The sequence below is a fragment of the Brachybacterium sp. AOP42-C2-15 genome (genome assembly GCF_052377065.1).
GTDB lineage: Bacteria > Actinomycetota > Actinomycetes > Actinomycetales > Dermabacteraceae > Brachybacterium.
Map to the genome: position 1 here is coordinate 12,343 of NZ_JBQSWK010000030.1, position 25,957 is coordinate 38,299.

Consider the following 25,957-nt stretch of genomic DNA (forward strand, 5'->3'; position numbering starts at 1 on the left):
TAATGAAGTATCGGTATTGTGGAGACCTCGGTCACGATCCGTCAAGTGGCGGGGGCATCCGGAGCAGGCAACGGAATGATCACGATGCGGTGCGACCCGCCGTCGCCGCCCGGGTGCGAGACTGACGCGAGATTGACGCAAGACCATCTCGAGACCATCTCGAGAACAGCTCGAGAGCAGCACAGGACGAGCTCGGGAGCAGCTCGAGACCATCCCAGGACCGGAAGACAGGAGGCGGTGATGAGCGTGATCGGAGAGCGCAGAGCCTCCACCACCGACGCCGCGATCCTCGAGCTGGTGCGCCGCCGCTCGGAGACCAGCCGGGTGGAGATCTCACGGGAGCTCGGGGTGACCCCGGCGACCGTCACCTATGCCGTCAAGCGTCTGCTCGCGGCGGAGCTGCTGGTGGAGAGCGGTTTCGCTCGGTCCAACGGCGGCAAGCGCGCTTCCCTGCTGCGGCTGAACGACCAGGCGCGATGGGCGATCGGCTGCACCATCGATGCCGACCGCCTCTCCCTGGCGGGGGTGGATCTCGCCGGTGGGCTGCGCGCCCGGATCGCGGTTCCGCTGGGCTCCGCCTCCGATGCGGAGGAGGTGGGCACTGCGCTGCGCCGGGCGCTGTCCATGATCCGGCCCGAGGCCGAGGCGCACTCCGCCACCGGGATCGGTTTCGCGATCCCCTATGGGCTCGACGGGCGTGGTCCGGCCCTGGTGCGCACGATCTCGGAGGGCCTGGACATCCCTTCGATCAGTGCGAACGCACCGACCTGCGCCGCGCTCGGCAGCTTCTGGAGCGGAGAGCAGCCCGAGAGCGGGCTGTGCGCGACGGTGCACATGGATGCGGGGCTGGGGCTGTCGATCCTGCTGGATGGCCGGCCGCTGCAGCCCGGCTCGGGCAGCTCCGCCACCCTCGATCATGTGGGCATCGATCCCGACGGGGCGCCCTGCGAGTGCGGCGGCCGCGGCTGCCTCCATCAGTACGCCTCGGCCCGCGCGATCATCGAGTGCGCCGTGCGCACCGGCAGCCTGGCGCAGGACCTCGAGCTGCGGCTGACTCCGGCCTCCCTGAGCAGCAACGTGGTGCTGATCGCCCTGGCCGCCGCTCGCGGGGAGCCTCGAGCGCGTGAGGTGTTCGTGGCAGCGATCTCCGCGCTCGCCCAGGCGGTCTGGTCCGCGACCAGCGCCCTGGGGATCCGCGCGGTGGTGCTCTCCGGACCAGGGGTGCAGGTCGCCCCGGTGCTGGTCGAAGAGGTGATGGACGAGCTGCTCACTGCCCGGGCCCGCAACCTCGGCGGGGAGATGACCGTGGCGGTCTCCCAGGTCCAGCCCCATCCCTGCGCTGTCGGCGCAGCGGTGCTCGCACTGCAGACGTTCATGACCCCGGGACGGGCCTCCCGCAGCGGCCCGGCCCGCGAGCTCTCCCACGCCGGGCCGGGCGCCTGAGCGCACCGCTCCTGCCCGCACCGCTCCTGCCCGCTCGGCGAAAGAGAGCTCGACGCCTGCGCTCCTGTGGGGTGGCGCCGGCGCTCCTGCGGGGTGGCGCCTGCGCTACTGCGGGGTGGCGCCTGCGCTCCTGCGGGGTCACCCCCGATGCGCCCACAGGTCGCGCAGCAGGGCGATCTCGGCGAGGTGGTGGATGAGCTCTCGGCTGATGTGGGCGACGAGGGTGGCGCGGGAGTATTCGGCCCACGGCCCCTCCGCCTCGCCCACGGCGACCTGGAGGTCCTCCGCGTCCCAGGCCCGCACGCCGGCGATCCAGCGCTCGTACTCCGCGTCGAACTGGGCCAGAGCCTCCGTCGCTGTCGCGGCATAGTCCCAGCTCATGTAGTCCGCGGACGGGCCACCGTGGTGGTCGTGGCTGCGCATCGCGAGCAGGGCGACGATGATGTGCCCCAGCCGCCAGGCGATCGTGGTCAACGGCGCGGGGTCAGGCTCTGGGAACTCGAAGTCGATGACCATCGCCCCGGAGCCGCCCTGCATCGAGGTGGGCGGGAGCTCTCCGTCGGCTGCGCGCGGGTGCACGGTCCAGGCCCGGCCGGCGCCGGAGGGGTCGTAGAAGTACTCCTCGTCCGAGAGGCCCTCGAGGCGAGGACGCAGGTGCTCGCGGGCGTGGAGCTCGATCTGGTCGAGCAGGACGGTGGGCAGGTCGCCGCCGATGCCGCGGGGCTGGTCGGTCTGAGTGATGTCGGGGCTGGTCATGAGGGTTCTCCTGTGAGGGTTGGAGCAGGGAGGCGGCGCCGGCGGGCGACGCGAGGGAGCGGGAGGGGTCACCAGCCGGCGGGCGGCCAGCCCTCCCCTGCGGCGAGCGCGTTGAGCTCGTAGGCGGTCTTGCCGTCGATGCTCTCCCGCAGGATGTCCGCATGGCCGGCGTGGCGGGCGTTCTCCTCGATCAGGTGCAGGGCGTACCACCGCAGGCTCCACGTCGTGCGCCCCTCGAACCAGGGTTGGTCGGGGACGGGACCCCTGGTCTCCAGATCGACCTCACGGATCGCGGCGGCGAGCCCCGCACCGGCCTGTTGGAGCTGCTCGATCAGCGAGTCGGCGGTGTCCTTCTCGCGCAGCGCCTCGGAGGAGATGGTGCCCTCGGCCATGAGCTGATCCAGGGTGCTGGCGGGCGCCGGGGGCGCGTCCGGCGCGGCGTGGAAGGACTCTGCCGCACGCTCGGAGATCAGCAGCACGTGCCGTGCCAGGGCGCCCAAGCTCATCTCGGAGGCGCTGGGGATCTGGGCGAGCTGTTCCCGGTCGAGCCTGTGGAGGGCCGTGGCGATCTGGTCGATCTGCTGCTGGGCGAAGGTGGCGAGGCTGTCGCGCTCGTCGGTGGTCTCTGCGGTGAGGAAAGGCATCGTGCTCTCATCTCTCGTCTGCTTGGGGCCGGGACACGGTGTTCTGCGACCCTCCGGTGGTTCGAGACCCACTCTTCGCCCCCGTGCGGACAAGTGCTGTCCGCGAAGTCACCCGGCTGCCTCGATAGCACCCACTAGGATGCTGGTCATGGCCTCCGTCACAGCACGCTACCGACAGATCGTCGAGGTGCTGGCGCGCAACGGCCTCTCTGCCCTCGCTGCCCAGATCGGTCTGCGCGATCACCTTCCGCAGGCGCTGCGCCACCATCACGCGGAGGAGCGTCTGCCCATGGGGCCGGAGCGCCTGCGCACCGCTCTGGAAGAGCTCGGCCCCACCTTCGTCAAGCTCGGCCAGATGCTGTCGACCCGCAGCGATCTGCTGCCAGCGGACTACATCGCCGAGCTGACCAAGCTCCAGGACTCCGCCACCCCGGTTCCCTACGAGGCCATCGCTGCCTCGATCCGTCGCGAGCTGGGCGCCGACCCGCATGAGCTGTACCCGAGCTTCGAGGAGACACCCCTGGCCACCGCCTCCATCGGCCAGGCCCACCGGGCCCGCCTGCATGACGGCACCGAGGTGATCGTCAAGGTGCGCAAGCCCGGGGTCACCGCCGAGGTCAGGGCAGATCTGGACGTCATGAAGCAGCTGGCCTCCCTGGCCGCCCGCGAATGGGAACTGGCGCGCGATGTGGACATCGAGGCCCTGGTCGAGGCCTTCGACCGGATGATGCTCGGGGAGCTCGATTACCGCACCGAGTCCGCGAACGCCGAGCAGTTCCGCCAGAACCTGGCCGACAACCCCGCCGTACGGATCCCACTCGTGGTCGAGGAGCTGACGACCTCCGAGGTGCTCACCGAGGAACTCGTGACCGGTCGGAACATCACCGATTCCGCGGGACTGGAGGCCGCCGGAGTGGACCGTCGGGCGCTCGCGCACACCGCCACCGATGCCCTGATCCGGATGGTGCTCGTCGACGGGTTCTTCCACGCTGACCCGCACCCGGGCAACCTCTTCGTCGCCGCGGACTCCACGATCTGGCTCATCGACTTCGGGATGGTCGGCCGGCTCAACCCCGCGGCCCGTGAGGATCTGCTGTGGCTGCTGCTGGCGATGTCTCGTCATGATGAGGAGGCCATAGTCGCCTCGCTGCTGAGGCTGGCGCCCCCGCGCCGAGGGATCGACCGTCGGCGCCTCACCCGGGACGTGGGGGCCCTGGTCGAGTCGATCTCCGGGCATCCGCTGGCCGAGGTGTCGGTCTCACGGGTCGTCGAACAGATCTATGCGCTGTTGCGCCACCACCGATTGCAGCTGCCCGCCGAGGTGTCCTCCATGCTGCGGATGCTGGTGCTCACCGAGTCCACCGCCGTGGTGCTGGACCCCGACTTCCACCTGGGAACGGTGCTCCAGAGCGTGATGCCGGTGGCGCTCGTCGAGCTGCTCAGCCCGGAGGCGCTCCTGCGACGGGCCAGCTCCGCCGGGATGCAGGCGCTCCGCGTCGGGCACGAGCTGCCGGGCCGCGCGGCACGGCTGCTGGACGACTACGAGGCCCACGGCATCGACATCGGCATCCATGCCGAGGACCTCGACCGGGCCATCTCCCGCCTGGAGGGCACCGCCGACAGGCTGATCGTGGGAATGACCCTCAGCGCCCTGCTGGTGGGCATCGGCAGCTTCATCTCCGCCGCCCCTGGACGACCCTCGCAGCTGCGCGGCCCCGCGCTGCTCGGCGTCGGCGGAGCAGCCGCACTGCTGGGCACGTACCTCGCCGCGAGCGGCGGCCCCGCGCGACGGGCTGGCCGCTTCGTGCACCGCACCTTCACCCGGCGCTGAGCGGGTCAGGCGGCGGCCACTTTTCGCACACCTGCGGACAGGTCCTGTCCGCGAAGCCGGGCAGACTGTCCCCATGAGCAACGTGACGACTCGAGCGCTGCGGCTGCTCGCCCTGCTGCAGTCGCGCACGGTGTGGACCGGGCCGGAGCTCGCCGCGGAGATGGCCGTGACCACGCGGACGGTGCGGCGCGATGTGGATCGGCTGCGGGAGCTGGGCTATCCGGTGCTCACCTCGGCCGGGCACGGCGGCGGCTACCAGCTCGGCGCGGGCCGAGCGCTGCCGCCCCTGCTGCTGAGCTCGAGCGAAGCGGTCGCGGTGGCGGTGGGACTGCGACTGGCGGCGTCCTCCGGGGTGGACGGCCTGGACGAGGAAGCACTCCGGGCCCTCGCCGCCCTGGACCGGATCCTCCCGGCGCCGGTGCGGGCGGAGGTGGGCGCGATCAGCGAGGCGATGGGGGTGATCACCCGGCCAGCCGCCGGTATCCGCTCCGAGGTGCTGATGACCCTGGCCACCGCGGTGCGGGACGGGGTGCGGGTGCGGGTGGACTACGAGCGGGCCGACGGCGAGCGCGCCGAGCGCCGGCTCGAACCGCACCGGGTGCTGTCCATGGAAGGGCGGTGGTACCTCTTCGCCTGGGACCTGGACCGCGAGGACTGGCGCACCTTCCGGCTGGACCGCATGCACGCGGTGCACACCTCGACCTTCGCCATCACCCCGCGAGCGACCCCGGATATCGAGGCGGTGGTGCGGGAGTCGATCACCGTGGGCGGGTATCCGAGGTCGACGACGGTGCGGATCCTGGCCCCGTACGAGCAGGTCGCGCCGCACGTCCCGGCGAGGTCCGGAACGGTCACGGCCGACGGGCCGGATGCCTGCATCCTCCGCGCGGGCGCCGATGAGCTGCACTGGGTGGCGATGTACCTGGCGTGGATCGGCGCCCCGATCGAGGTGATCGACCCGCCCGAGCTGCTCGAGGTGATCGCCTCCCTGCGCGACTGGACGGGCACGGTCCGGAAGGCGCCAGAGGAGGGGCGGGGCGTGTCGGATCCGGGGCGATGAGCCATTCCCTCCGGGGGACCGTCGGCCTATGCTGAGCGGCAGAGCTCCGGGGCGGGCGGAATGGGCCGTCGTCCCCCTGCTGGAACGGACACTCACTCTCCATGGCTGCTCACCGCCGACCACTCGCCCTGCTCAGCGCGCTCCTGCTCGCCCTGGTGCTGGCGGCGTGCAGCGGCGCCGCTCCCCCGCCGGAGCCCGAACCTCCCGAGCCCCCGAGCGCCGGCAGCGACCTCCCGGGTCACCAGGTGCCCTCGGTCGATGCCGATGCCCCGGTCCCCTCCGAGGGCGAGCCCGGGGCGCACGTCGATGGCAGCGGGGAGGGGGCGCCGCTCACGGCCACCACGATCACCGGGGTCTGGCCTGATCAGAGCTGGCAGATCGAGGAGCTCGAGGGTGATGCGTGCGCCGGCCGGGCACCGCAGATCTCCCGCTGGGTGCTGGGCAAGAACTATTTCGGCTGCGGCGCGGAGGAGGATCTGCTGATCGCCTGCAAGCAGGTGCAGGGCGACGAGGCGCTCTGCGTGCGTGACCCGCTGGAGAAGACGGCCGTGCGCATCCACTCCCCCGCGATCGACGGGTTCACGGCACCGTCCCCCGAGGCGCCGCTGCCGCTGATGGTGATCCTGGCAGACGGCACCACCTGCACCCCCGTCGCCCGCGACGGCATCGATCATCATGCCGGGCGACAGAGCTGGCTGTACTGCGGCGAGAACGCCGCCCTGCTGCTGGACATCTCGACCGCGAGCTACTACTTCGACCCCAGTGGCAAGGTGTGGACGGCCGACCTCGGGGTGGGGGGCGCCGCGCCGACGACGGTCGAGGTACGGGAGATCATCTACGCCGGCACCCCCGAGGACGTCCAGGCGCAGGGCTTCCACGTGGGCTGAGCCTCCCGGGTGTGCGCTGCCGAGAGAGTCGTCAGACCAGCAGCAGGCCCAGCGCGGCGACGACGGTGAGCACCAGGATCAGGTTCTCGAACACCTTCTGGGGGATCCGACGGGCCACCTTCGCGCCGGCGTAGGCGCCGATCAGCACCACGGGGATCAGCATCGCGTCCATCACGAGGGTGTCCCGGCTGATCAGGCCCAGCCCCGCGGAGAACGGCACCTTGAAGAGGTTCACGATCGCGAAGTACCAGGCAGAGGTGCCGAGGAAGGTCAGCACCGGCATCCGCATCGCGTAGAAGTACAGGGACATCACGGGCCCAGCGGCGTTGGCGACCATGGTGGTGAAGCCGCCGAGCAGGCCGTAGCCGATGCCCTGCACGGCCGCGGCGGTACCGGGCTGTGACCCGGCCGCGGCGGCGCGGGTGGGCGGCAGCTCCTTGCCCGCGGCGGTACCGGCGGCCTCGCGGCGCTGAGCGAGCACGCGACGGCTCACGGTGACGATCATCAGCACCAGCAGGATGATGCCGATGGTCAGGCGCACCCCGTCCCCGTCGACCCGGGCGAAGTAGAACGCACCGATCACCACTCCGACCATGGCGCTGGGCAGCAGCCTGATCAGGGTGCGCCAGTCCGGTTCGCGCCGGTACACCCACAGCGCGGTCATATCGCCGACGATCAGCAGGAGGAGCAGCGCAGCGGTGGATTCCTTGGCGGGCATGGCGAAGGCGAACAGGCCCACCGCGAGGGTGCCGGCACCGGGCAGTGCGGTCTTGGAGAAGCCGACGATCAGGGCGCCGAGTGCCACCAGCGCCCAGGCAGCAGGACTCATGGTGGGGATCAGGGCAGCGAGGTCAGGCACGGTGAGTGAACTTATCAGCGTGCTGCCCCGGGAGGAGAGGCGGTCCGTGTCGCTGCTGCTGCGTCGGCCCCGTCCGGGGGTGCCGCATCAGCCCTGTCCGGATTCTGCGTCGGGCCCTGCCAGGGGTGCCGCGTCGGCCCCAGCTGGCTGGCCGCGTCGGCCCCGTCCGGGCCGCTCCATCCGTCTCGCCGTGGGGAGGTGAGTAACCTACGTCACGAACAGTGCAGGGATCCCGCTCTGACCCTCCCGCGCGAGGGTGCGATCTGCGGGCATGCCGCATCTCCACCGACGAATCTGTGAGGACCATGTCTGCACCCCGTCCCTCCGCTCCCCGTTCTTCCGCCCCGCCTCCGTCTGCTTCCCGCCCGTCTGCTCCCCTGCCGTCCGCGGCCCCGCCTTTCCGCCCTCTGCGGATCGCCGCCCTCTCGGCCTGGCACGTCCATGCCGAGGAGTACGCCCGGGAGGCGCAGCAGCATCCCGATACCGAGCTGATCGCCGTCTGGGACGAGGACGCCGAGCGCGGCCGGGCCCTGGCCGAGACGCTCGGGGTCGAGTTCACCCCGGACCTCGAGGCGCTGCTGGCCCGGGAGGATCTCGACGGCGTCACCGTCACCACCGCCACCAGTGCGCACCGCGACGTCATCGGCCGGGCGCTCGCGGCGGGCAAGCACGTGTTCACCGAGAAGCTGCTGGCCCCCACCGTCGCCGAGGGCGAGGAGCTGATCGCCGCGGCCCGTGAGGCGGGTCTGCGGCTGACCGTCTCCCTGCCCCGCCTGGCCCACGGCTACGCGCTCGCGCTGCGCCGAGTGCTCGAGGAGGGGCGGCTCGGGCGCCTGACCTACTCGCGGGTGCGGCTGGCTCATGACGGGTCCACCGGCGACTGGCTGCCGGCGCGCTTCTACGATCCGGCCACCGCGATCGGCGGGGCGTTCAGCGACCTCGCCGCGCATCCCGTCTACCTCACCCAGATGATCCTGGGCAGCGAGGTGCAGGTGAGCTCGGCGACCTTCACCGACATGACCGGCCGCGGCGTGGAGGACAACGCCGTGGTCACCGTGACCGGCCCCGACGGCGCGATCGGAGTGATCGAGACCGGATTCGTCACTCCCACGAGCCCCTTCTCGATCGAGGTGCAGGGCACCGAGGGCTCGTTCCAGCACGGGCTCGGGGCCGACGGCGGCACCACCGTCGACACCGGCGAGGGCCCCGTCCCCCTCGACCTCCCGGAGGACGCCGAGAACCCCTTCGCGCAGTGGGTCGAGGCGATCCGCACCGGTGAGGACACCGTCGAGAACCTCGAGCGGGCTCAGGCCCTCACCGCCCTCGTGGTCGCCGCGAACGCCGCGGCCGCCTGAGGCACACCTGCACGCGCCCGAACCAAGCACGTCCAGCACGACCCCCACGACTTCTGAGGAGCTTCCCATGAGCACGACTGTCCCCTCCCCCGTCCGCATCGGAATCCTGGGCGGCGGCGGCATCGCCACCGCTCACCTGAACGCCTACGCGACCGTCTCCGACCGTGCGAAGGTCACCGCCATCGCCGACGTCGACCCCGAGGCGCTCGCCCGGCGCGAGGCTGAGACCGGCGCGAAGGGCTACACCGACTTCCTGGAGCTGGTGAAGGACGAGAACGTCGACGCGATCGACATCTGCCTGCCCCACCACCTCCACACCCCGGCGATCCTCGCGGCCGCCGCGGCGGGCAAGCACATCCTGTGCGAGAAGCCGCTGTGCCTCACCCCCGAGGAGGCGAAAGAGGTCAGCGACGCGGTGCAGAAGGCGGGCGTGACGCTGATGTGCGCGCACAACCAGCTGTTCATGCCGGCCGTCGCGAAGGCCAAGGAGATCCTCGACGCCGGCACGCTGGGCGAGGTGTACGAGGTGCGCACCACCGACTCGTTCTACAACGACTTCGATCCCGACTCGATGGGCTGGCGCGCGAACGCTGCGACCTCCGGCGGCGGCGAGCTGATCGACACCGGCTACCACCCCACCTACCTGATGCTGCACCTCGCGGGCGCAGTGCCCACCAGCGCCTTCGCGATGCTGTCCACCCACCGCCTGAAGTTCATGGAGGGTGAGGACTCGGCGCAGGTGCTGGTGCGCTTCGAGAACGGGGCCGTGGGCCAGATGGTCACCTCCTGGGCGTATCAGGCGGCGCCGGGCACGGACCGCTTCTCGGTGGTGGGCGAGAAGGGCTCGCTCAGCTCCGACGGCTCGACCCTGCGGGTGCAGGTGCGCGGTGAGGAGGAGCAGGTCTTCGAGCACGAGGAGGTGGAGACCTTCGCCGCTGAGATCGCGCACTTCGTGGACTGCCTGCTCACCGGCGAGCGCCCGATCAACACCGAGGTCGAGGGGGTCAGCGTGCTCGGCGTGATCCTCGCGGCGTACGAGTCCTCCCGCACCGGGAAGATGGCCGACGTCATCAGCCTCTGAGGCTGCGCCACAGCTCGCCGGTTCTGCGCGCTGAGGGCTGGTGCTTCATCGACCGTCGGTCCTCAGCGCGCTATCTGTGATTCGGAGCCGACAACTTCACCCAGTGGTGATGACGCTGGCGCTTCACGTCCTCGTGGCCCGCTGGTCACGGGAGCGGCTCAGGTTCCCCTCAGGCGATCCAGCCGATGTTGGCGACGCCGGAACCGTCGGCCCCGGCGCGGGCGGAGCTGATCACCAGGGCCATGGCTGCGGAGCCGGGGTCGATGACGCCCTGGGAGGCTTCGCCGACGTAGCTGGCACGGCCGCGACGCGCGATGGTCTGCGCCGTGGCGGTGGCCCCGGCGACCGCGGCATCCTCCGCCGCGAACAGGGCCTCGACGGCGGACGTCTCCGCATCGGCCTCGAGGGCCGCGCGCAGGGCGGTGACGGCCGGGTCGAGTGAGTCGATCATCGTCTTGTCGCCCACCTTCGCCTCGCCGTAGCGCTGCACGGTGGCCTGGCCGGCGGCGAGCGCGTCGGCGAACTCGGCGATGGTGGGCACGGCGCCGCCTCCCTCCTCCCCTGCCTTGGCGAGGTCGCGGAAGAACATGCCGAAGAGGGGCCCGCTGGTGCCGCCCACCCCGAGCCACGCCATGTACAGCGCCGTCAGCCACTCGCGGTAGCTGCTGGGTTCGTCGGCCTCGAGGTTCCGGTCGAGGTGCTTCATCGCCGTGCGGACGTTGGTGCCGAAGTCGCCGTCGCCGGCGCGGCGGTCGAGGTCGCCGAGCTCGTCCGCGGAGCCCACGAGGGCCTCGCGCAGGGTGAGGACGAAGGCGCGCCCGAAGCTCGCGGGGAGGGTCCTGTGGGGGGTCTGATCGTTCATGGGGTAGTTCCTTACCAGGTCAGGGCGGGGGTGCGCACGGGAGCATCCCACAGTCGGCTCTGCTCGTCGTCCAACGGCATCAGAGTGATCGAGATGCCGTGCATGCCCAGGCTGGTCACGTAGGAGCCGACCAGGGAACGTTCGATCGACACCCCCGCATCGGCCAGCTGGTGGTGCAGCGAGCGGGCTGCGAGCTGCAGCTCGAGCGGGTAGGTGCCGCCGAGGCCGTTGACGATCGCGAGCACCTCCTCGCCGCGGTGGAGGTCCAGCTCCTCGCGCAGCGGCTGGACCAGCAGCTCGACCAGTCCGTCGGCGTCACGGAAGGGGACCCGGCCACGGCCGCGTTCGCCGTGGATGCCCACGCCGAGTTCGACCTCGTCATCGTCGAGGGTGAACTGCGGCTCGGCGTCCCCGGGATGGGTGCCGGCGGAGAGGGCGAGGCTCATGGTGCGGGCGCGGGAGGCGGCGCGGCGACCGATCTCGGCGACCTCCGCGAGGCTCGCCCCGGCCTCGGCGGCGGCGCCGCACAGCTTCTCGACGATCACGGTGGCGGCGGTGCCGCGGCGACCGGGGCCGTCGTCCTCCCCGGTGTCGGTGGCGAGGTCGTCGTCCACCAGCACGATCTCGGTCTCCACGGCGTCATCGCCGCTGATCTCGCCGGCGATGCGGAAGTTCAGGACGTCGCCGGTGTAGTTCTTGACGATCTGGACCACGCCGCGGCCTGCGTCGGCCGCCTTGGTGGCCGCGAGGACCTGCAGTGCGGTGGGGCTGGCGAAGACGGCGCCGGCGACCGCGACGTCGAGCATCCCGGTGCCCACGAAGCCGGCGTGCAGCGGCTCGTGGCCGGAGCCGCCGCCGGAGACCAGGCCCACCTTGTCGGTGGCGCGCTGGCGACGGGTGACGAAGTGATGGTGTGCATCCAGGTCCAGCAGGAGGGGGTGGCTGAGCACGAGACCTTCGAGGGCCTCGGGGACCAGGTCCTCGGGAACGTTGACGATGCTGCGGCGCATGGTGCGCTCCTTCCACAAAGCAGGTGCCGGCGACAGCTCGACACTATCCTGGCGTGATGCACACCACCGCAACTCGTCGCAGCTCGCGGCTGCTCGTGATGCTCGCCGGCCTGCTGATGCTGGTCCTGGTGGGCGCACCCTCGGCGTATGCCTGCGACTGCATGGAGCTGACCTTCGAGGAAGCCGCTGCGAATGCCGATCTGATCGCGGACATCACGATCGAGAGCGAGATCGAGGACGTCGAGGGCGAGGTCACCTACTTCGCGGTGGTCGACACGGTGTGGAAGGGCGAGGAGTCCCGCACCATCGAGTTCACCACCCATGAGTGGGTCGCCTCCTGCGGACTGGGCAGGATCGAGGCGGGCACGAGCCTGCTGGTCTGGGCTTCCGGGGAGGACGGCTCGTACAGCAGCACCTGGTGCGCCCTGCCGTCGGACGGCGGCCCCGATAGCCCGGAGCGCCTCACCGAACTGCTGGGCGCGCCGGCCGACCTCACCGATCAGCCCGTTCCGGCACCGGGCGAGCCGGGCGGTCCGCCGGAACAGGCCACGCCGGAGTGGGTAGTTCCCACGCTGGTCGCGGCCGGCCTCGGGATCGGCGTGCTGGTGACACGAGTGGCCGGGCTCGCGATCGCGCGGGTGCTGGTCGGACGCCGGAGGGGCTGACGGGCTGGCGCGGCTGACGCCACCGGACGGGCCGACGGCCTGACGCATCCGGCCGGGCCGATGGGCCCGCGGCCCGATCCTCGCGTGGGATCGCTCCCACAGCTGTGACCTGCGCACCGGTTGTTCACCTGGCGTCCATGGAACCCGTCGGGTGATCGCGTACGGTGCGAGACATGCGACTTCTCCTGATCCGTCATGGCCAGACTCCGAGCAACGTCGAGGGGATCCTCGATGCGGGCTATCCCGGGCCCGGGCTGACCACCCTGGGCCGTGCACAGGCGCAGGCCGTGCCCCATGCCCTGCAACACGAGACGATCCAGGGTCTGCACGTCTCCCGTCTGCTGCGCACCCATGAGACGGCCGCGCCGCTCGCCGCCGCGCTGGGCATGAGTCCGCGACTCACCGAGGGGCTCGAGGAGATCGTCGCGGGCGACTTCGAGATGCGGCGTGACGAGCAGGCCGTCGAGGCGTACCAGGACAATCAGGCGCGATGGAGCGGGGGCGAGCTCGACGGCTCCCTCCCCGGCGGGGAGACGGGACACGCCTTCCTGGACCGCTACACCCGCGCACTGCGCCATATCGCCGGGCTCTACGCCGAGGATGCGACCGTCGCGGTGGTCAGCCATGGCGCGGCGATCCGGGTGTTCGCCTCGCTGGCCGGGCAGCTGGGCGCCTCCACCCGCCACGACCGCCCGCTGTACAACACCGGCATGGTCACCCTCACCGGTCACCCCGAGGAGGGCTGGGTGCTGAACGACTGGGTGAGCACCCCGATCGGCGGCACCCATCTGCTGGGCGAGACCGAGCATGACGTCACCGCAGACCAGCACGCCGAGGCGGCCGTCTGACACTCGCTCCCGCCCGCAGTCAGGAGCCCGGCCCTCGCGCAGCGAGCACGGCCAGGCTCCGGAGCGAGCTGCACCCCGGGCGCACGACCCCGAGGAGCAGCGCTCGGGAGTCAGCTGCCAGGTGCCAGCTGCGTGGATCAGTCCTCGAAGATGATCACCTGGCGCACTGCCTTGCCGTCGGCGAGCTTGTCGAGGGACTCGTTGATGTCGGCGAGCTTGATGCGGTCCGAGATCAGCTCCTCGATGGGCAGCTTCCCCTGTCGCCAGAGGTCGAGGTAGACGGGGATGTCGCGGGAGGGGACCGCCGAGCCGAGGTAGGAGCCGACGATGGTGCGAGCCTCGGCGGTGAGCCCCAGCGGGGCGATCGTCGAGCGGGCATCGGGTGAGGGCAGCCCGATGGTGACCGTGGTCCCGCCGACGCCTTCCTGGTGCACGCGGACGTCTCCGGGGAGCTCGCCTCCCGCGCGGTCGCGATCATCACCGATGAGCATGTCAGAGCGCTGAGCAGCCTGCACTACGAGATGATGGCCGCGTCCCTGCGCGATGATCTGACCACGCTCGAGTCGCTCAACAGCTCCTTCCACCGTTCGCTGAACCTGGTGGTGGATGCGCCGCTGCTGGACCGGATCGTCGGCCTGTGCTCGAAGTACGTGCCCCGCGGCTTCTATGACGGGATCGAGGGCTGGCCGGAGGCCACCCGTTCCGAGCACGATGCGATCATCGAGGCGCTCCAGGCCCGTGACGCGGAGGCCGCCCGCGCGGCGGTGCGCTCGCACATCCTGCATTCGGGCGAGCTGCTGGCCGAGCATCTGCGTGCGGCGCTCGAGGCCCAGCTTCAGGAGGAGACGGGCTGACGCTCCGCGGAGTGGTTCTGCGGGGTGTGGCCAGCCTGCGCTGAGGCTGCATGCGCTGACGCTGTCTGTGCGGAGGCCGCCAGCGCAAGAGCTCCCTGGTCTCCGTCGGCCCGCACGCCCTCCATTTCCGCGCGGAGGAATTCCGGGCGAGGCACCTTGGTGGTCAGCGCGCTGATCCCGGCCAGCAGGATGATCAGCAGCATCACGCCGATCAGCACCGCCCAGCCGGAGAGGTCGTAGGCGATGGCGACCAGGCCGCCGACCACGCCGCTGCCCAGGTAGAAGAACAGCGTGTACAGCGCGCTGGCCTGGCTGCGCGCCTGGGGCGAGCTGGTCGCGCCCACGGTCGTGACCGCCGCGGAGTGCGCCATGAAGAATCCGGCGGTGAAGATCACGACCCCGGCGACGACCGCCGCCAGGTGCGGGACCAGGGTGAGGGCGAGGCCCAGGGCGGTCAGGGCGAGGGCCACCAGGTCGGTGCGCACGAAGCCGAACCGGGGCAGCCACGTGCCGGCCAGGCGGGAGCTGACCGTTCCCGCGAAGTAGGCGAGGAACACGAACGCGGTCCAGGTGGGCGAGAGGTGGAACGGCTCGGCGGCGAGCCGGAACCCGATGAGGCTGTAGAAGCTCACCATGACACCGGTGATCAGGAGCCCCTGCAGGTTCAGCCGGCGCAGGTGCGGCTGGGCGAGCGCGGCCCGGATCCGGGACCACTGGCTGGCGCGTGCAGCGGGACTGCTGGTGCGCGCCGATGAGCTGGCCGCGGATGGCCTGGCAGCGGGGACCAGGGCCGAGCCGGCGGCGGGCACCGGGGCGAGCAGGGCGAACAGGATCGCGCACAGCAGGCTCAGGCCGCTGATCACCATCAGCGCGCTCTCCCAGCCCAGCCATTCCCCGAGCGGCCCGGCCAGGAGCCGGCCGCCGGCGCCGCCGATGGTGGTGCCGGAGATGTAGGTGGCCAGGGCCACGGCGGCGCGGCGGCCGCTGAGCAGGTCGTACACATAGGGCACTGCGAGCACTGGCACGCCGCCCAGGAAGACTCCCGCGAGGAGGCGGCCGATCAGCATCACCTCGAGCGTCGGCGCGAGGGTGGCCACGAGCATGAGCAGCACACCCACGATGGTGGCCAGGCGCAACGCCTTAAGCCGGCCGATGCGTCCCGCCGCCCAGGCCCAGGGGAACACGCCGATCGCCACGCCGATCGTGCCGGCAGAGACGACCCAGGCCGAGTCTGCGGCGCTGATGCCGTAGTCGGCGGAGAGGCTGGGGAGCAGCCCCTGGACGGCGTAGAGCTCTGCGAAGCTGGCGAAGCCCGCGAGCAGCAGCACCAGGGCGAGCCGACGAGTGGAGACCTCGGGCCGTGCCGAGCCGCGCGGCGCCACCGATGCGGAGGGAAGCGGGGCTCCACCGACCTGCGAGGCGCCCTGCGCGGCGCCTCGCGCCGTGCCCTGCGTGGCGGTAGCGCCGGATGCGGGGCTCGGCGCGGGCGAGGAAGACATCTCGCCATGGTATGCAAACCCCGGGCGCATGACTAATACTGATTCGCCGACGTCACATACACTGCGAGTATGAATCAGTCGGATGCGCGTCGTCTCCTGCCCGACCTCCCCGTCCTGGTCGAGCTCGCTCGCACCGGAACGATCTCCGAGGCCGCTCTCGTGCTGGGGATGCAGCAGCCCTCTGCCAGCCGGGCCGTGGCCCGGTTGGCACAGCACGCCGGCGTGCGGCTGACCGCGCGACAAGGGCGGTCCGTCGTCCTCACCGACGCCGGGCGCCATCTCGCGGAGGCAGGCACCGAGGCGCTCGCACTGCTCGAGAACGGACTCATCGCCGCGCGCCGCCAGGCAGGGACGGAGAACGCCCTGATCAGTATCAGCTATCAGGCGGCGTTGGGCGAGAGCTACCTTCCCCGCGCGATCGCGCACTTCCGCACCTTCCGGCGCACCACCCGGTTCCAGCTGAGCCATGGGTCGCGGCGCGGGACCCTCGATGCGGTGCGGGACGGCTCCGCGGATCTCGCCCTGGTCGCGGAGCCGGAGAACGTCCCCGGTGGCCAGGTGGCGGTGCTCTTCGATGAGCCGTTGGTGGCTCTGGCCTCCACCCAGCATCCGATCGCGAGGCTCCATCGCCCGCTCCTGCCCGAGGACCTCCGCGCCCACGAGCTGGTGATCCTCAGCGCCGGGTATGGGCTGCACGATTCGATCGTCCGCCTGCTCGCCGACGTCGGCGGCCTGCCCGAGAGCGTCTTCGAGGTCGACGACTACCGGGTCGCCCAGGGCCTCGCCGCCGCAGGGGTGGGTGTGACCGTCCTGCCGCCGAGCGCCGTCACGCACGCCGCGGATGTCGTCGAGCTCCCGATCGCCCACCCCGAGGCCCGGCGCACCATCGGTGTGGTGACCGGGCCCGATCCCTCACCGATCGTCGAGGACTTCGTGGACGTGCTGCACATCGCGACCCGCGGCCACCGACGAGCGCCGGGGACCGCGACGACGGCATGACCCGCCGTGCTCACCAGCGCGGGTGGATGCTCTCGCGCAGCAGCTGGTCGTAGGTCTCGCGCACGGCGGCGTCGAAGCGGCCGAGCACCTCGGCCTGCTCGGCGGTGGGGGCGCTGCCGGCGGCGGCGTTGCGGCGGGCCTGCTCGCCGCTGCTGGCGCCGGGGATCGCGGCGGTGACGCCAGGCTGCGCGAGGATCCAGCGCAGGCTGGCCTCGGCGAGCGGCATCGCGCCGTCGAGGGCCTGCTCGAGGCGGGCCACGGTGGTGAGGCCGGTCTCGTAGTCCACGCCGGAGAAGGTCTCGCCCTGATCGAAGGCTTCGCCGTGGCGGTTGAAGCTGCGGTGGTCGTTCGCGGCGAAGCTGCTGCTGGGCGAGAACTTGCCGGTCAGCAGGCCGGAGGCGAGGGGGACGCGGGCGATGATCGCCACGCCCTTCTGGCCCGCGAGCGGGACCACCTCGTCCAGGGGCTTCAGGCGGAAGGGGTTCAGGATGATCTGGATCGAGGCGAGGTGCTCGCGCTCGAGGCTGATCAGCGCCTCCTCACAGGTCTCCACGCTCACGCCCCAGGCGGCGATCTTCTTCTCCGCCGCAAGCGCGTCGAGCACGTCGAACACGCGGTCCTCGCGGTAGATCGCCGGCGGCGGGCAGTGCAGCTGCACCAGGTCCAGGGTGTCCATGGCGAGGTTCTGCCGCGAGCGCTCGACCCAGGCGCGCAGGTTCTCCTCGGTGAAGGTCTCCGGGGCGAAGGGGTCGGCGCGGCGGGAGGCCTTGGTGGCGACGAACGGAGCCTCCGCTCCCCCGTCGACGGCGGCGGCGCGCATCGCGCCCACCAGCTGCTCGCTGCGGCCGTCGCCGTAGACGTCGGCGGTGTCGAAGAAGGTCACGCCCGCATCGAGCGCGGCGCCGAGCACGGCCTGGGCGGAGTCGTCGGTGACGTCTCCCCAGTCGGCGCCGATCTGCCAGCAGCCCTGACCGATCACGGAGAGCGGGCGGCCCAGACGGGCGGGGGTGCGGTACTGCATGGACATCGTCGACCTCGCATATGTTCGGCAAGCCGCCGGGGGCGGCACTCGACAAGCAGTGTCCCAGGCCATGGAGCTTCTGCGGGAATATGGTTCACCGAAGGCGGCTCCGAGCGCCAACGCTCAGCGTTTCGGCTCCCCCGGATCCTTCGCCTCCCAGGCATGAACGTGGCAGGACGGGGCCGATCCGGCATGATGAACCGTGCGGGTCCGCCCGATCTCGGTGCGAGCCGACATCTCCCGGTCCGCGAGCGCCGCTCCCGGGGAACGATTCCCGCACAATCGACGCGCGCTCCGCACGACGCGTTACGCACCACGCAGCACGCAGCACGCAGCACGCAGCACGCAGCACGCACCACGACAGCGATTCCATGAAAGAGACGGAGGCCCGGTGACCACACGATCCGCCTCCGAACGCCCCAGCATCCGCCAGGTCGCGGAGAACGCCGGGGTCTCCCACATGACGGTCTCCCGGGTGCTCAACGGCCACACGAGCATCAAGGAGAGCACCCGCGAGAAGGTGCTCGCCGCTGTGGAGGAGCTGGGGTACCGCCCCAACATCGCCGCCCGGGCCCTGGCCACCCAGAAGACGCTGCGGATCGGCGCGATCGTGGAGACGGAGGCGGAGTTCGGCCCGGCGAGCGCCCTGCGGGCGATCCATCGCGCGGCTCGGCAGCGCGGCTATTCGGTGAGCTCGATCGCGCTGGACGAGGATGATTCGGCCGACGCCGCCCAGGCATTGCGGCAGCTGACCGGTCTCGGCATCGATGCGCTGTGCCTGGTCACCCCGCGCTCCTCCTCGCTCGCCGCCCTGCGCGCGCTGGCCGCGGAGATCCCGGTGCTGGTGGTCAAGCCCGAACGCGAGGAGGAGCTGCTGCGGGTGTGCGTGGACCAGCAGCTGGGGGTCACGATGGCGGTGGATCACCTCGCGGCGCTGGGCCACCGCGACATCCTGCACGTCTCCGGCCCGATGGACTGGCTCGACGCCCGCGCCCGGGAGCGGGCCTTCCGGGCACGCACCCGCTCCTGGGGGATGCCGGAGCGGCCCATCGTGGCCGGGGACTGGTCCGCAGATTTCGGCTACGACTTCGCCGTCGGCCTGCAGCGCCGCCCGGACTACACGGCGATCTTCGCGGCGAACGACCAGGTGGCACTCGGGATCGTGCACGGTCTGCACGACCGTGGGATCAGCGTCCCGGGGGAGCTCAGCATCGTCGGCTTCGACGACGCTCCCTTCTCGCGGCATTCCATCCCGCCCCTGACCACGGTGCGCCAGCCCTTCGAGATGCTCGGTGCCGCGGTGGTGGACGTGCTGCTGGCTGCGATCGAGGGCCGCCCCCTCCCGCAGCGCACGAAGATCCCGCCCGAGCTGATCGTGCGCCTGTCCACCGCGAAGGCACGGGAGACGCCGTGAGCACGGAACGGGCGTCGGAGCGGGCGGCGAAACCGGTAGCCGAACGGGCAGCGAAAACGGCAGCGGGGCGGTCAGCAAGACCGACAGCGGGACGGGCGGCGGATGCTGCTGTGGCGGTCGAGATGCGGGGCATCACCGTGGACTTCGGCCCGGTGCGCACGCTCCACGGGGTGGATCTTGTGCTCCGCCCCGGCGAGATCCATGCACTGATGGGCGAGAACGGCGCCGGGAAGTCGACCCTGATCAACGTGCTGGCCGGGGTGGTCCATCCCAGCTCGGGCAGCATCCGCCTCGAGGGCCAGGAGGTGCGCTTCTCCTCAGCGGCCGACGCCCAGGCCGCCGGCATCGCCGCAGTGCTGCAGGACGTGCCGCTGTCCCAGCACCTCAGCATCGGCGAGAACGTGATGCTCGGCCATGAGCCCTACGGCCGCCTCGGCATCCGCTGGGCAGAGCTGCATGACCGCGCCCATCAGATGCTCAGCGAGCTGGGCCTGGCAGAGCTGGACACCCGCCAGCCGCTGCGGTCGCTGTCCCCCGCGCTGCGGCTGCTGGTATCGATAGCGCGCGCCATGGCGACCGGGCCCCGGGTGCTGCTGCTGGACGAGCCGACCTCGAGCCTGGACTCGGCGGAGGTCCAGCAGCTGTTCAGCGTGCTGCGCCGGCTGCGGGACCAGGGGGTCGCGATGGTGTTCGCCTCCCACTTCCTCGAACAGGTCCTCGCCCTCAGCGACCAGCTGACGGTCCTGCGCGCGGGCACCCGGATCGCACAGTTCCCCGCCCATCAGGTCGAGCGGGCGGAGCTGATCGCACTGATGATCGGGCGGGATCTGCAGGAGCTGCGACGGATCGGCTCGCTGCGCCAGGAGCATCGCACACATCCCGAGGGCCGGCCGTTCTACAGCGTGCGGGGCCTGGGCCAGCAGGACGTCCTGTCCCCCACGGATCTGGACCTCCACCGGGGCGAGGTGGTGGGGATCGCGGGGCTGCGCGGCTCCGGGCGTACGGAGCTCGCGCGGCTGCTGGCCGGGGGTGAGCGACCGGACTCCGGCCGCGCGGAGGTGGACGGGGCCGAGGTCTCCTTCGCCTCCCCCGCCGCGGCGCTGCGCCACCACATCGCGATGGCCAGCGAGGACCGGCTCGGCGAGGGGGTGATCGCGGGGCTGAGCATCCGCGAGAACATCACGCTCGCGCTGCAGTCGATGCGCGGCTGGGCGCGGCCGATGTCCCGCGCCGAACGGGATGAGCTGGTGGCAGCCTATATCGACGAGCTCGGGATCACTCCGGCCGATCCAGCCACCCCGGTCGAGCTGCTCTCCGGCGGGAACCAGCAGAAGGTGCTGCTGGCCCGCTGGCTGGCCACCCGGCCCCGGATCGTGGTGCTGGACGAGCCCACCAAGGGGATCGACATCCGTTCCCGGGTGGAGATCCAGTCCCTGATCGCGCGCCTGGCCGCGAGCCACGTGGGGGTCGTCATCATCTCCTCGGACCTCGATGAGCTGATCCGGCTCAGCGACCGGATCGTGGTGATGAAGGACCGGGTGAAGATCGGCGAGGTCAGCAACGGCCCGGGGCTGAGCGTGGACACGATCGTGGAGATGATCGCGGCCCCCGCCGAGGAGGACGACGACCTTCCGCCGATCGGCGAGGTCGCGCCCGGCTGAGCCGTGCCCGCGCTGCCGCTCCGCCCGACCGCCGGCCGTCCACACGGCCGCTCCGCACGTCCCGCAGCTGTTCGCGGCGTCGCTCCCCCGCCCCGCGACCGTGTCCGTTTCGTCCGTCCCGCGGCCGTGTCCGTTTCGTGATGTGACCTACCTTGCACTCCGCCATGTTCCCGGTAACATTTGTGGAACATGGCGCGGCAGTCCGCCGTCCCCCTCTCGCCCCCGCCCCCGCGCCCGGTCTCGATACCGGGCAGGCGCCCACGGCGCCCTCGATCTCAAGGAGGAGATCATGACTACCACTCGTCGTACCCTTCTCGGCCTCGGTGCCGCCGGCCTCGTCGGCACCGTCCTGGCCGCCTGCTCCTCTGATGACTCCGGCAGCGCCGGCGGCGGCTCCGGGGGCGGCTCCGGCGGCGACTCCGGTGAGCTGATCACGATCGGCTTCGTCGCCGTGGGCCCCGAGGGCGCCTGGCGCCAGGCCAACGAGGAGAACGTCCAGGACACGTTCACCCAGGAGGCGGGCTTCGAGCTGAAGTACGCCCCCGCCACCAACCTCGACCAGAAGTCCCAGATCGACGCCTTCACCTCCTTCGTGGATGAGGGGGTGGACGTGATCCTGCTGTCCGCCACCGAGGGCTCCGGCTGGGAGGAGTCCCTCAGCCGCGCGCAGGAAGCGGAGATCCCGGTGCTGCTGATCGACCGCGGCATCGAGCCCGACGACGCCTCCCTGTACGTCACCCGCCTGGCACCGGACAACATCGCCGTGTCCACCTCGGTCGCCGAGTGGGCGCTGGAGACCTTCCCGGACGGCGCGAAGTACTTCGTGCTCGAGGGCCCGGCCGGCGTCTCCGTGGTCAACGAGCGCAATGAGGGCTGGAACGCGGTGATGGAGGGCGAGTCCTCCTTCACGAACCTCGGTGCGCAGACGGCGAACTGGTCCACCGAGGAGGCCAAGAGCGTCTTCGAGACGGTGCTGAAGTCCAACAGCAACGACGTCCAGCTGGTCTTCGCACAGAACGACGAGATGGGCCTCGGCGCCGCGCAGGCGGTCGAGGAGGCCGGACTGGTCCCGGGCGAGGACGTCAAGATCGCGACCATCGACGGCACCAAGGCAGCGCTCGAGGCGCTCGCCGCCGGCACCTTGAGCTTCGTGGCGGAGTACAACCCGCTGTTCGGCGACCAGGCGCTGGAGGCGGTCAACACCGTGCTGGACGGCGGCGAGGTCGAGTCCTACATCCAGGTCGAGTCGACCACCTTCGACTCGTCCGAGGCCGCCGAGGAAGCACTCCCGGACCGCAAGTTCTGAGCAGCAGGCGGCCCCGTCCTTCGACCCTCAGGGTCGAAGGACGGGGCCTCCCGCACCGCACCTGACTGCGCCTGACCAGGCCGTCTGACCAGCCCGCAGCACCCCAGAGCGCCGCGCAGAACCCCACCGCAACTGATCGCCGCTGCCCGCAGCACCCACGGAGAGGCACCGATGCCCGCACCACCGATCGTCGAGATGCAGGACATCTCGATCTCCTTCCCCGGGGTCAAGGCCCTCGACGGGGTCGACTTCCGGCTCTTCCCCGGCGAGGTCCACGCCCTGATGGGCGAGAACGGCGCGGGGAAATCCACCCTGATCAAGGCGCTCACCGGGGTGTACAGCATCGACGCGGGCACGGTCCTGGTCGCCGGGACCCCCCAGCGCCTGCACGGCACGGCCGACGCCCAGGCCGCCGGGATCTCGACCGTGTACCAGGAGGTGAACCTCTGCACGAACCTGTCGATCGGCGAGAACGTGATGCTCGGCTATGAGCTGCGCGGGCCACTGGGCATCCGCTGGGGTGCCACCCATCGACGGGCCTCCGAGGTGCTGGCGAAGGTGGGGCTCGGCGGGCTGGACCCGCGCCAGCCGCTCTCCTCCCTGTCGATCGCGCTGCAGCAGCTGGTCGCGATCAGCCGCGCCACGGTCACCGACTCCACGGTGCTGATCCTGGACGAACCCACCTCGAGCCTGGATTCGGCGGAGGTCGCGCAGCTGTTCGCGGTGATCCGCTCGCTGCGGGATGAGGGGGTCGCGATCCTGTTCGTCTCCCACTTCCTGGACCAGGTGTACGAGATCAGCGACCGCCTCACCGTGCTGCGCAACGGCGTGTTCCAGGGCGAGTTCATGACCGAGGAGATCAGCCAGGGCGCGCTCATCTCCACCATGGTGGGCAAGGAGATCGGCGCACTGGATTCGCTCGAGCGCGCCAGCGCCCGCCGCGAGGTGGACCGCACCGGCACCCCCGTCTACAGCGCCGAGGGCCTCAGCCGCACCGGCTCGCTCGAGCCGACGGACGTCACCTTCCACGCCGGGGAGGTCCTCGGCATCGCCGGCCTGCTGGGCAGCGGCCGCACCGAGCTCGCCCGCCTCGTCTACGGGGCGGACAAACCCGAATCCGGCACCGTGCAGCTGCGCGGCGCGACCACCTCGATCTCCTCCCCCTCCCAGGCACTCGCCGCCCGCATCGCCTACGCGAGCGAGAACCGGCGCGATGAGGGCATCATCCGCGACCTCACCGTGCGCGAGAACCTCATCCTCGCCGTCCAGGCGGAGCGCGGCTGGGCCCGGCCGCTGCCCGCGCACGAGAAGGACGCCCTGGTCGAGAAGTACATGACTGCGCTGAACGTGCGGCCCGCCGATCCGGACCGGCCGATCAGCAACCTCTCCGGCGGGAACCAGCAGAAAGTGCTGCTGGGACGGTGGCTGGCGACCCAGCCGGAGGTGCTGATCCTGGATGAGCCCACCCGCGGCATCGACGTGGGCGCGAAGACCGAGATCATGGAGCAGGTGATCGCCCTGGCCGATGACGGCGTGGCGATCGTGTTCATCTCCTCCGAGCTCGAGGAGGTGGTGCGGCTCAGCGACCGCATCATCGTGCTGAAGGACCGCCATAAGCTGGCGGACCTCACCGTGGACGAGTCCGTCACCACCGACTCGCTGATCGCCACCATCGCCGGGGACCCCGCACCGGGCCAGCCCGGGAGCCCCCACCCCGCAGGAACAGGAGTCGGCTCATGAGCCTCGACGGCACACCCCGGCATTCAGCGGTGCTCGACCTGATCCGCCGCCCCTACTTCTGGGGGATCATCGCGATCGCCCTGCTGCTGCTGATCAACACGCTCAAGGACCCCGGATACCTGGCGGTCAGCTACAACGAGACCACCGGGTCCCTGGTCGGCAACATCATCGACATCCTGCGCGCCGCCGCGCCGATCGCGATGATCTCGGTGGGCATGTGCCTGGTCATCGCGACCGCCGGGATCGACCTCTCGGTGGGCTCGCTGATGGCGGTCTCCGGCGCGATCGCGATGGAGTTCCTCTCCTCCGCCGGCAGCTCCGTCGGCGCCGCGGCCGGAGCGCTCGCCCTCGCGCTGCTGCTGGGAGCGGCGCTCGGCGCCGTGAACGCCGTGCTGGTCTCGGTGGTGGGGCTGCAGCCGTTCATCTCCACCCTGGTGATGATGCTCGCCGGGCGAGGTCTGGCGAAGGTGATCACCGGCGGGCAGAACACCGCGGCGAGCAACGAGTCCTTCCGCTGGCTCGCCAACGGCTACGTGCTCGGCATCCCGGTGGTGTTCGTGCTCGCCGTGCTGATCGTGATCGCGGTGGGCCTGCTGGTGCGCCGCAGCGCACTGGGCCTGATGATCGAGGCGATCGGCATGGATCCCCGGGCCGCACGCCTGGCCGGGGTGAACCGGCGCGGCCTGCTGTTCGCGGTGTACATCGCCTCCGGGCTCCTCGCCGCGGTGGGCGGAGTGTTCGCCACCGCCAGCGTGATGACGGTGGACGTCTCCAACACCGGTTACCAGCTGGAGATGGACGCGATCCTCGCCGTCGTGATCGGCGGGACCTCCCTGGCGGGAGGGAAGTTCAACATCACCGGCGCCGCGATCGGGGCGCTGCTGATCGCCACCCTCGACAAGACCGTCGTGTTCCTGGGCATCTCCTCCTCCGCCACCCCGGCGTTCAAGGCGATCGTGATCATCGCGCTGTGCCTGCTGCAGTCCCAGCGAGTACGGGACCTGTTCCGTGCCCGCCGCTCCCGGCCCGTCGGCCCCCGCAGCGAGACCCCGAAGGAGGCGGTGTCCGCATGAGCACCGCGATCACCACCCCGCCGGCGACCAGCACCCCGCAGCGCCCCTCGCCCCTGCACCGGGTCAAGAGCTTCTTCCGCGCCGACTCGCTGCCCACCCTGGCCGCGCTGGTCATCTTCGTGCTGATGCTGATCTACGGGGAGACGGCCTACGGCCGGATCTTCCAGCTCAGCACCATCTCGAACCTCTTCATCAACAACGCCCATCTGATCATCCTGGCCGTGGGGCTGACCTTCGTGATCATCAGCGGCGGGATCGACCTCTCCGTCGGGGCGATCATCGCGCTGTCCTCCGTGTGCGGGGTGATGCTCGCCGGCACCGGGATGAATGCGGTGCTGGTCATCGTGGTCATGATCCTGATCGGCTCCACGATCGGGCTCGCCTCCGGAATCCTCATCCAATACTTCAACGTCCAACCCTTCATCGCGACGCTCGCGATGATGTTCCTGGGGCGGGGCCTGGCCTCGATGCTCTCCACCGTGCCGGTGCGGCTCGAGGAGGGCTCCGGGATCCTGCTGCTGGGCACGAAGCTCAAGATCATCGACGGTCCGAAGGTCAACGACCTGGTCATCACCCCGGGCGTGCTGATCGCTCTGCTGGTGGTCATCGCCGCGTTCCTGGTGCTGCACCGCACCCGCACCGGGCGCACCGTCTACGCCATCGGCGGCTCCGAGCAGTCCGCCTCGCTGATGGGCCTGCCGGTGCTGCGCACCAAGCTGCTGATCTACGTGATCAGCGGGACCCTCGCCGGGATCGCCGCGGTGGTCTACACCGCGCGCCTCGGCTCCGCCCAGAACATCACCGGCATCGGCTGGGAGCTCGATGCGATCGCTGCTGCTGTCATCGGCGGCACCCTGCTCACCGGCGGCTTCGGCTACGTGCTCGGCTCCGTGGTCGGTGCGCTCGTGCTGGGCCTGATGAACGTGCTGATCACCCGCGACGGCAGCATCCCGCCGGAAGCCACCACCATCATCACCGGCGGGATCCTGCTGATCTTCGTGCTGCTGCAGCGTGCGGTGATGTCGAGGCAGCGGGAGTAGCGGAGCGGGCAGAGCAGCGGGGGCGGCCCGACGGGGACAGTGCGGCCGG

General features: G+C 71.0%; 24 protein-coding genes. 16 read left to right on the forward strand and 8 right to left on the reverse strand.

The window, feature by feature from the left end; genetic code table 11:
• Positions 1–240: 240 nt before the first annotated feature.
• Entirely contained in the window at positions 241–1,443 is a 1,203-nt protein-coding gene (locus tag ACT3SQ_RS14790; RefSeq protein WP_441459693.1) for an ROK family protein, read from the forward strand.
• Positions 1,444–1,581: 138 nt separating this feature from the next.
• Here ACT3SQ_RS14790 and ACT3SQ_RS14795 read toward each other — a convergent pair whose 3' ends face one another.
• Together ACT3SQ_RS14795 and ACT3SQ_RS14800 are read right to left on the reverse strand one after the other, a co-directional pair.
• Positions 1,582–2,199, reverse strand: a complete 618-nt coding sequence (locus ACT3SQ_RS14795; protein WP_441444237.1) for a DinB family protein — start codon at positions 2,197–2,199, stop codon at positions 1,582–1,584.
• 68 nt (positions 2,200–2,267) lie between these two features.
• Positions 2,268–2,843 (reverse strand): mycothiol transferase, encoded by a 576-nt coding sequence (locus ACT3SQ_RS14800; protein ID WP_441444236.1) that lies wholly within the window; start codon positions 2,841–2,843, stop codon positions 2,268–2,270.
• Positions 2,844–2,991: 148 nt separating this feature from the next.
• On the opposite strand from ACT3SQ_RS14800, the gene ACT3SQ_RS14805 reads away from it, so the two are divergent.
• From ACT3SQ_RS14805 to ACT3SQ_RS14815, 3 genes are all read left to right on the forward strand, one after another.
• Positions 2,992–4,674, forward strand: coding sequence for an ABC1 kinase family protein (locus tag ACT3SQ_RS14805; protein WP_441444235.1), 1,683 nt, complete (start codon positions 2,992–2,994; stop codon positions 4,672–4,674).
• Between the two features lie 73 nt (positions 4,675–4,747).
• Entirely contained in the window at positions 4,748–5,734 is a 987-nt protein-coding gene (locus ACT3SQ_RS14810) for a helix-turn-helix transcriptional regulator (RefSeq protein ID WP_441444234.1), read from the forward strand.
• A gap of 101 nt (positions 5,735–5,835) precedes the next feature.
• Positions 5,836–6,621, forward strand: coding sequence for a hypothetical protein (locus ACT3SQ_RS14815; RefSeq protein ID WP_444599586.1), 786 nt, complete (start codon positions 5,836–5,838; stop codon positions 6,619–6,621).
• Between the two features lie 31 nt (positions 6,622–6,652).
• Here the strand turns inward: ACT3SQ_RS14815 and ACT3SQ_RS14820 are convergent, their stop codons facing one another.
• A complete protein-coding gene (locus ACT3SQ_RS14820; RefSeq protein ID WP_345076054.1) occupies positions 6,653–7,480 on the reverse strand; it encodes a sulfite exporter TauE/SafE family protein in 828 nt (275 codons plus the stop codon).
• 305 nt (positions 7,481–7,785) lie between these two features.
• Between ACT3SQ_RS14820 and ACT3SQ_RS14825 the strand changes: the two genes are divergently transcribed.
• Positions 7,786–8,835 (forward strand): Gfo/Idh/MocA family protein, encoded by a 1,050-nt coding sequence (locus ACT3SQ_RS14825; protein ID WP_444601274.1) that lies wholly within the window; start codon positions 7,786–7,788, stop codon positions 8,833–8,835.
• A 67-nt stretch (positions 8,836–8,902) separates the two neighbouring features.
• Entirely contained in the window at positions 8,903–9,916 is a 1,014-nt protein-coding gene (locus tag ACT3SQ_RS14830; RefSeq protein WP_444592297.1) for a Gfo/Idh/MocA family protein, read from the forward strand.
• A 169-nt stretch (positions 9,917–10,085) separates the two neighbouring features.
• Here the strand turns inward: ACT3SQ_RS14830 and ACT3SQ_RS14835 are convergent, their stop codons facing one another.
• Both ACT3SQ_RS14835 and ACT3SQ_RS14840 read right to left on the reverse strand, forming a co-directional pair.
• A complete protein-coding gene (locus tag ACT3SQ_RS14835; protein WP_444592296.1) occupies positions 10,086–10,778 on the reverse strand; it encodes a DAK2 domain-containing protein in 693 nt (230 codons plus the stop codon).
• Between the two features lie 11 nt (positions 10,779–10,789).
• Positions 10,790–11,788, reverse strand: coding sequence for a dihydroxyacetone kinase subunit DhaK (locus ACT3SQ_RS14840; RefSeq protein WP_444601275.1), 999 nt, complete (start codon positions 11,786–11,788; stop codon positions 10,790–10,792).
• A gap of 56 nt (positions 11,789–11,844) precedes the next feature.
• Here ACT3SQ_RS14840 and ACT3SQ_RS14845 point away from each other — a divergent pair, with 56 nt between their 5' ends.
• Both ACT3SQ_RS14845 and ACT3SQ_RS14850 read left to right on the forward strand, forming a co-directional pair.
• Positions 11,845–12,453: a hypothetical protein gene (locus ACT3SQ_RS14845; RefSeq protein ID WP_444592294.1), complete on the forward strand. Its 609-nt coding sequence runs from the start codon at positions 11,845–11,847 to the stop codon at positions 12,451–12,453.
• 173 nt (positions 12,454–12,626) lie between these two features.
• Positions 12,627–13,301, forward strand: a complete 675-nt coding sequence (locus ACT3SQ_RS14850) for a histidine phosphatase family protein (RefSeq protein ID WP_444601276.1) — start codon at positions 12,627–12,629, stop codon at positions 13,299–13,301.
• Positions 13,302–13,438: 137 nt separating this feature from the next.
• Here the strand turns inward: ACT3SQ_RS14850 and ACT3SQ_RS14855 are convergent, their stop codons facing one another.
• The gene (locus ACT3SQ_RS14855; RefSeq protein ID WP_444599590.1) at positions 13,439–13,735 is read right to left on the reverse strand and encodes a hypothetical protein; all 297 of its coding nucleotides are present in this window, start codon (positions 13,733–13,735) and stop codon (positions 13,439–13,441) included.
• Here ACT3SQ_RS14855 and ACT3SQ_RS14860 point away from each other — a divergent pair.
• Positions 13,730–14,155, forward strand: coding sequence for an FCD domain-containing protein (locus ACT3SQ_RS14860; RefSeq protein WP_444601277.1), 426 nt, complete (start codon positions 13,730–13,732; stop codon positions 14,153–14,155). The genes ACT3SQ_RS14855 and ACT3SQ_RS14860 overlap by 6 nt on opposite strands.
• On the opposite strand, the gene ACT3SQ_RS14865 is transcribed toward ACT3SQ_RS14860, so the two are convergent.
• A complete protein-coding gene (locus tag ACT3SQ_RS14865) occupies positions 14,137–15,654 on the reverse strand; it encodes an MFS transporter (protein WP_444601278.1) in 1,518 nt (505 codons plus the stop codon). The two genes, ACT3SQ_RS14860 and ACT3SQ_RS14865, sit on opposite strands and share 19 nt — an antisense overlap.
• 69 nt (positions 15,655–15,723) lie before the next feature.
• Here ACT3SQ_RS14865 and ACT3SQ_RS14870 point away from each other — a divergent pair, with 69 nt between their 5' ends.
• Positions 15,724–16,653, forward strand: coding sequence for a LysR family transcriptional regulator (locus ACT3SQ_RS14870; protein ID WP_444601279.1), 930 nt, complete (start codon positions 15,724–15,726; stop codon positions 16,651–16,653).
• A 10-nt stretch (positions 16,654–16,663) separates the two neighbouring features.
• On the opposite strand, the gene ACT3SQ_RS14875 is transcribed toward ACT3SQ_RS14870, so the two are convergent.
• Positions 16,664–17,674 (reverse strand): aldo/keto reductase, encoded by a 1,011-nt coding sequence (locus ACT3SQ_RS14875; protein ID WP_441444281.1) that lies wholly within the window; start codon positions 17,672–17,674, stop codon positions 16,664–16,666.
• Positions 17,675–18,065: 391 nt separating this feature from the next.
• On the opposite strand from ACT3SQ_RS14875, the gene ACT3SQ_RS14880 reads away from it, so the two are divergent.
• The 6 genes from ACT3SQ_RS14880 (at position 18,066) to ACT3SQ_RS14905 (ending at position 25,908) form a co-directional block, all read left to right on the forward strand.
• Positions 18,066–19,088, forward strand: coding sequence for a LacI family DNA-binding transcriptional regulator (locus ACT3SQ_RS14880; RefSeq protein WP_441444221.1), 1,023 nt, complete (start codon positions 18,066–18,068; stop codon positions 19,086–19,088).
• A 110-nt stretch (positions 19,089–19,198) separates the two neighbouring features.
• Complete coding sequence (locus ACT3SQ_RS14885; RefSeq protein WP_444601280.1) at positions 19,199–20,749, forward strand: sugar ABC transporter ATP-binding protein; 1,551 nt, start codon at positions 19,199–19,201, stop codon at positions 20,747–20,749.
• Between the two features lie 289 nt (positions 20,750–21,038).
• Positions 21,039–22,055: an ABC transporter substrate-binding protein gene (locus ACT3SQ_RS14890; protein WP_442332375.1), complete on the forward strand. Its 1,017-nt coding sequence runs from the start codon at positions 21,039–21,041 to the stop codon at positions 22,053–22,055.
• Between the two features lie 171 nt (positions 22,056–22,226).
• Entirely contained in the window at positions 22,227–23,795 is a 1,569-nt protein-coding gene (locus ACT3SQ_RS14895) for a sugar ABC transporter ATP-binding protein (RefSeq protein ID WP_444601281.1), read from the forward strand.
• Positions 23,792–24,868, forward strand: coding sequence for an ABC transporter permease (locus ACT3SQ_RS14900; protein WP_444601282.1), 1,077 nt, complete (start codon positions 23,792–23,794; stop codon positions 24,866–24,868). Before ACT3SQ_RS14895 ends, ACT3SQ_RS14900 begins: the two co-directional genes overlap by 4 nt.
• Positions 24,865–25,908, forward strand: coding sequence for an ABC transporter permease (locus ACT3SQ_RS14905; RefSeq protein ID WP_444601283.1), 1,044 nt, complete (start codon positions 24,865–24,867; stop codon positions 25,906–25,908). Before ACT3SQ_RS14900 ends, ACT3SQ_RS14905 begins: the two co-directional genes overlap by 4 nt.
• Positions 25,909–25,957: the final 49 nt, after the last annotated feature.

What these genes read in the sequence shown, in the direction of transcription:
- ACT3SQ_RS14905 (WP_444601283.1), top strand. Translation starts at nt 24,865, where the DNA reads ATGAGCACCGCGATCACCACCCCGCCGGCGACCAGCACCCCGCAGCGC.
- ACT3SQ_RS14900 (WP_444601282.1), top strand. Translation starts at nt 23,792, where the DNA reads ATGAGCCTCGACGGCACACCCCGGCATTCAGCGGTGCTCGACCTGATC.
- ACT3SQ_RS14890 (WP_442332375.1), top strand. Translation starts at nt 21,039, where the DNA reads ATGACTACCACTCGTCGTACCCTTCTCGGCCTCGGTGCCGCCGGCCTC.
- ACT3SQ_RS14840 (WP_444601275.1), bottom strand. Translation starts at nt 11,788, where the DNA reads ATGCGCCGCAGCATCGTCAACGTTCCCGAGGACCTGGTCCCCGAGGCC.
- ACT3SQ_RS14805 (WP_441444235.1), top strand. Translation starts at nt 2,992, where the DNA reads ATGGCCTCCGTCACAGCACGCTACCGACAGATCGTCGAGGTGCTGGCG.
- ACT3SQ_RS14790 (WP_441459693.1), top strand. Translation starts at nt 241, where the DNA reads ATGAGCGTGATCGGAGAGCGCAGAGCCTCCACCACCGACGCCGCGATC.
- ACT3SQ_RS14845 (WP_444592294.1), top strand. Translation starts at nt 11,845, where the DNA reads ATGCACACCACCGCAACTCGTCGCAGCTCGCGGCTGCTCGTGATGCTC.
- ACT3SQ_RS14850 (WP_444601276.1), top strand. Translation starts at nt 12,627, where the DNA reads ATGCGACTTCTCCTGATCCGTCATGGCCAGACTCCGAGCAACGTCGAG.
- ACT3SQ_RS14875 (WP_441444281.1), bottom strand. Translation starts at nt 17,674, where the DNA reads ATGCAGTACCGCACCCCCGCCCGTCTGGGCCGCCCGCTCTCCGTGATC.
- ACT3SQ_RS14795 (WP_441444237.1), bottom strand. Translation starts at nt 2,199, where the DNA reads ATGACCAGCCCCGACATCACTCAGACCGACCAGCCCCGCGGCATCGGC.
- ACT3SQ_RS14865 (WP_444601278.1), bottom strand. Translation starts at nt 15,654, where the DNA reads ATGTCTTCCTCGCCCGCGCCGAGCCCCGCATCCGGCGCTACCGCCACG.
- ACT3SQ_RS14815 (WP_444599586.1), top strand. Translation starts at nt 5,836, where the DNA reads ATGGCTGCTCACCGCCGACCACTCGCCCTGCTCAGCGCGCTCCTGCTC.
- ACT3SQ_RS14825 (WP_444601274.1), top strand. Translation starts at nt 7,786, where the DNA reads ATGTCTGCACCCCGTCCCTCCGCTCCCCGTTCTTCCGCCCCGCCTCCG.
- ACT3SQ_RS14800 (WP_441444236.1), bottom strand. Translation starts at nt 2,843, where the DNA reads ATGCCTTTCCTCACCGCAGAGACCACCGACGAGCGCGACAGCCTCGCC.
- ACT3SQ_RS14810 (WP_441444234.1), top strand. Translation starts at nt 4,748, where the DNA reads ATGAGCAACGTGACGACTCGAGCGCTGCGGCTGCTCGCCCTGCTGCAG.
- ACT3SQ_RS14830 (WP_444592297.1), top strand. Translation starts at nt 8,903, where the DNA reads ATGAGCACGACTGTCCCCTCCCCCGTCCGCATCGGAATCCTGGGCGGC.
- ACT3SQ_RS14835 (WP_444592296.1), bottom strand. Translation starts at nt 10,778, where the DNA reads ATGAACGATCAGACCCCCCACAGGACCCTCCCCGCGAGCTTCGGGCGC.
- ACT3SQ_RS14895 (WP_444601281.1), top strand. Translation starts at nt 22,227, where the DNA reads ATGCCCGCACCACCGATCGTCGAGATGCAGGACATCTCGATCTCCTTC.
- ACT3SQ_RS14870 (WP_444601279.1), top strand. Translation starts at nt 15,724, where the DNA reads ATGAATCAGTCGGATGCGCGTCGTCTCCTGCCCGACCTCCCCGTCCTG.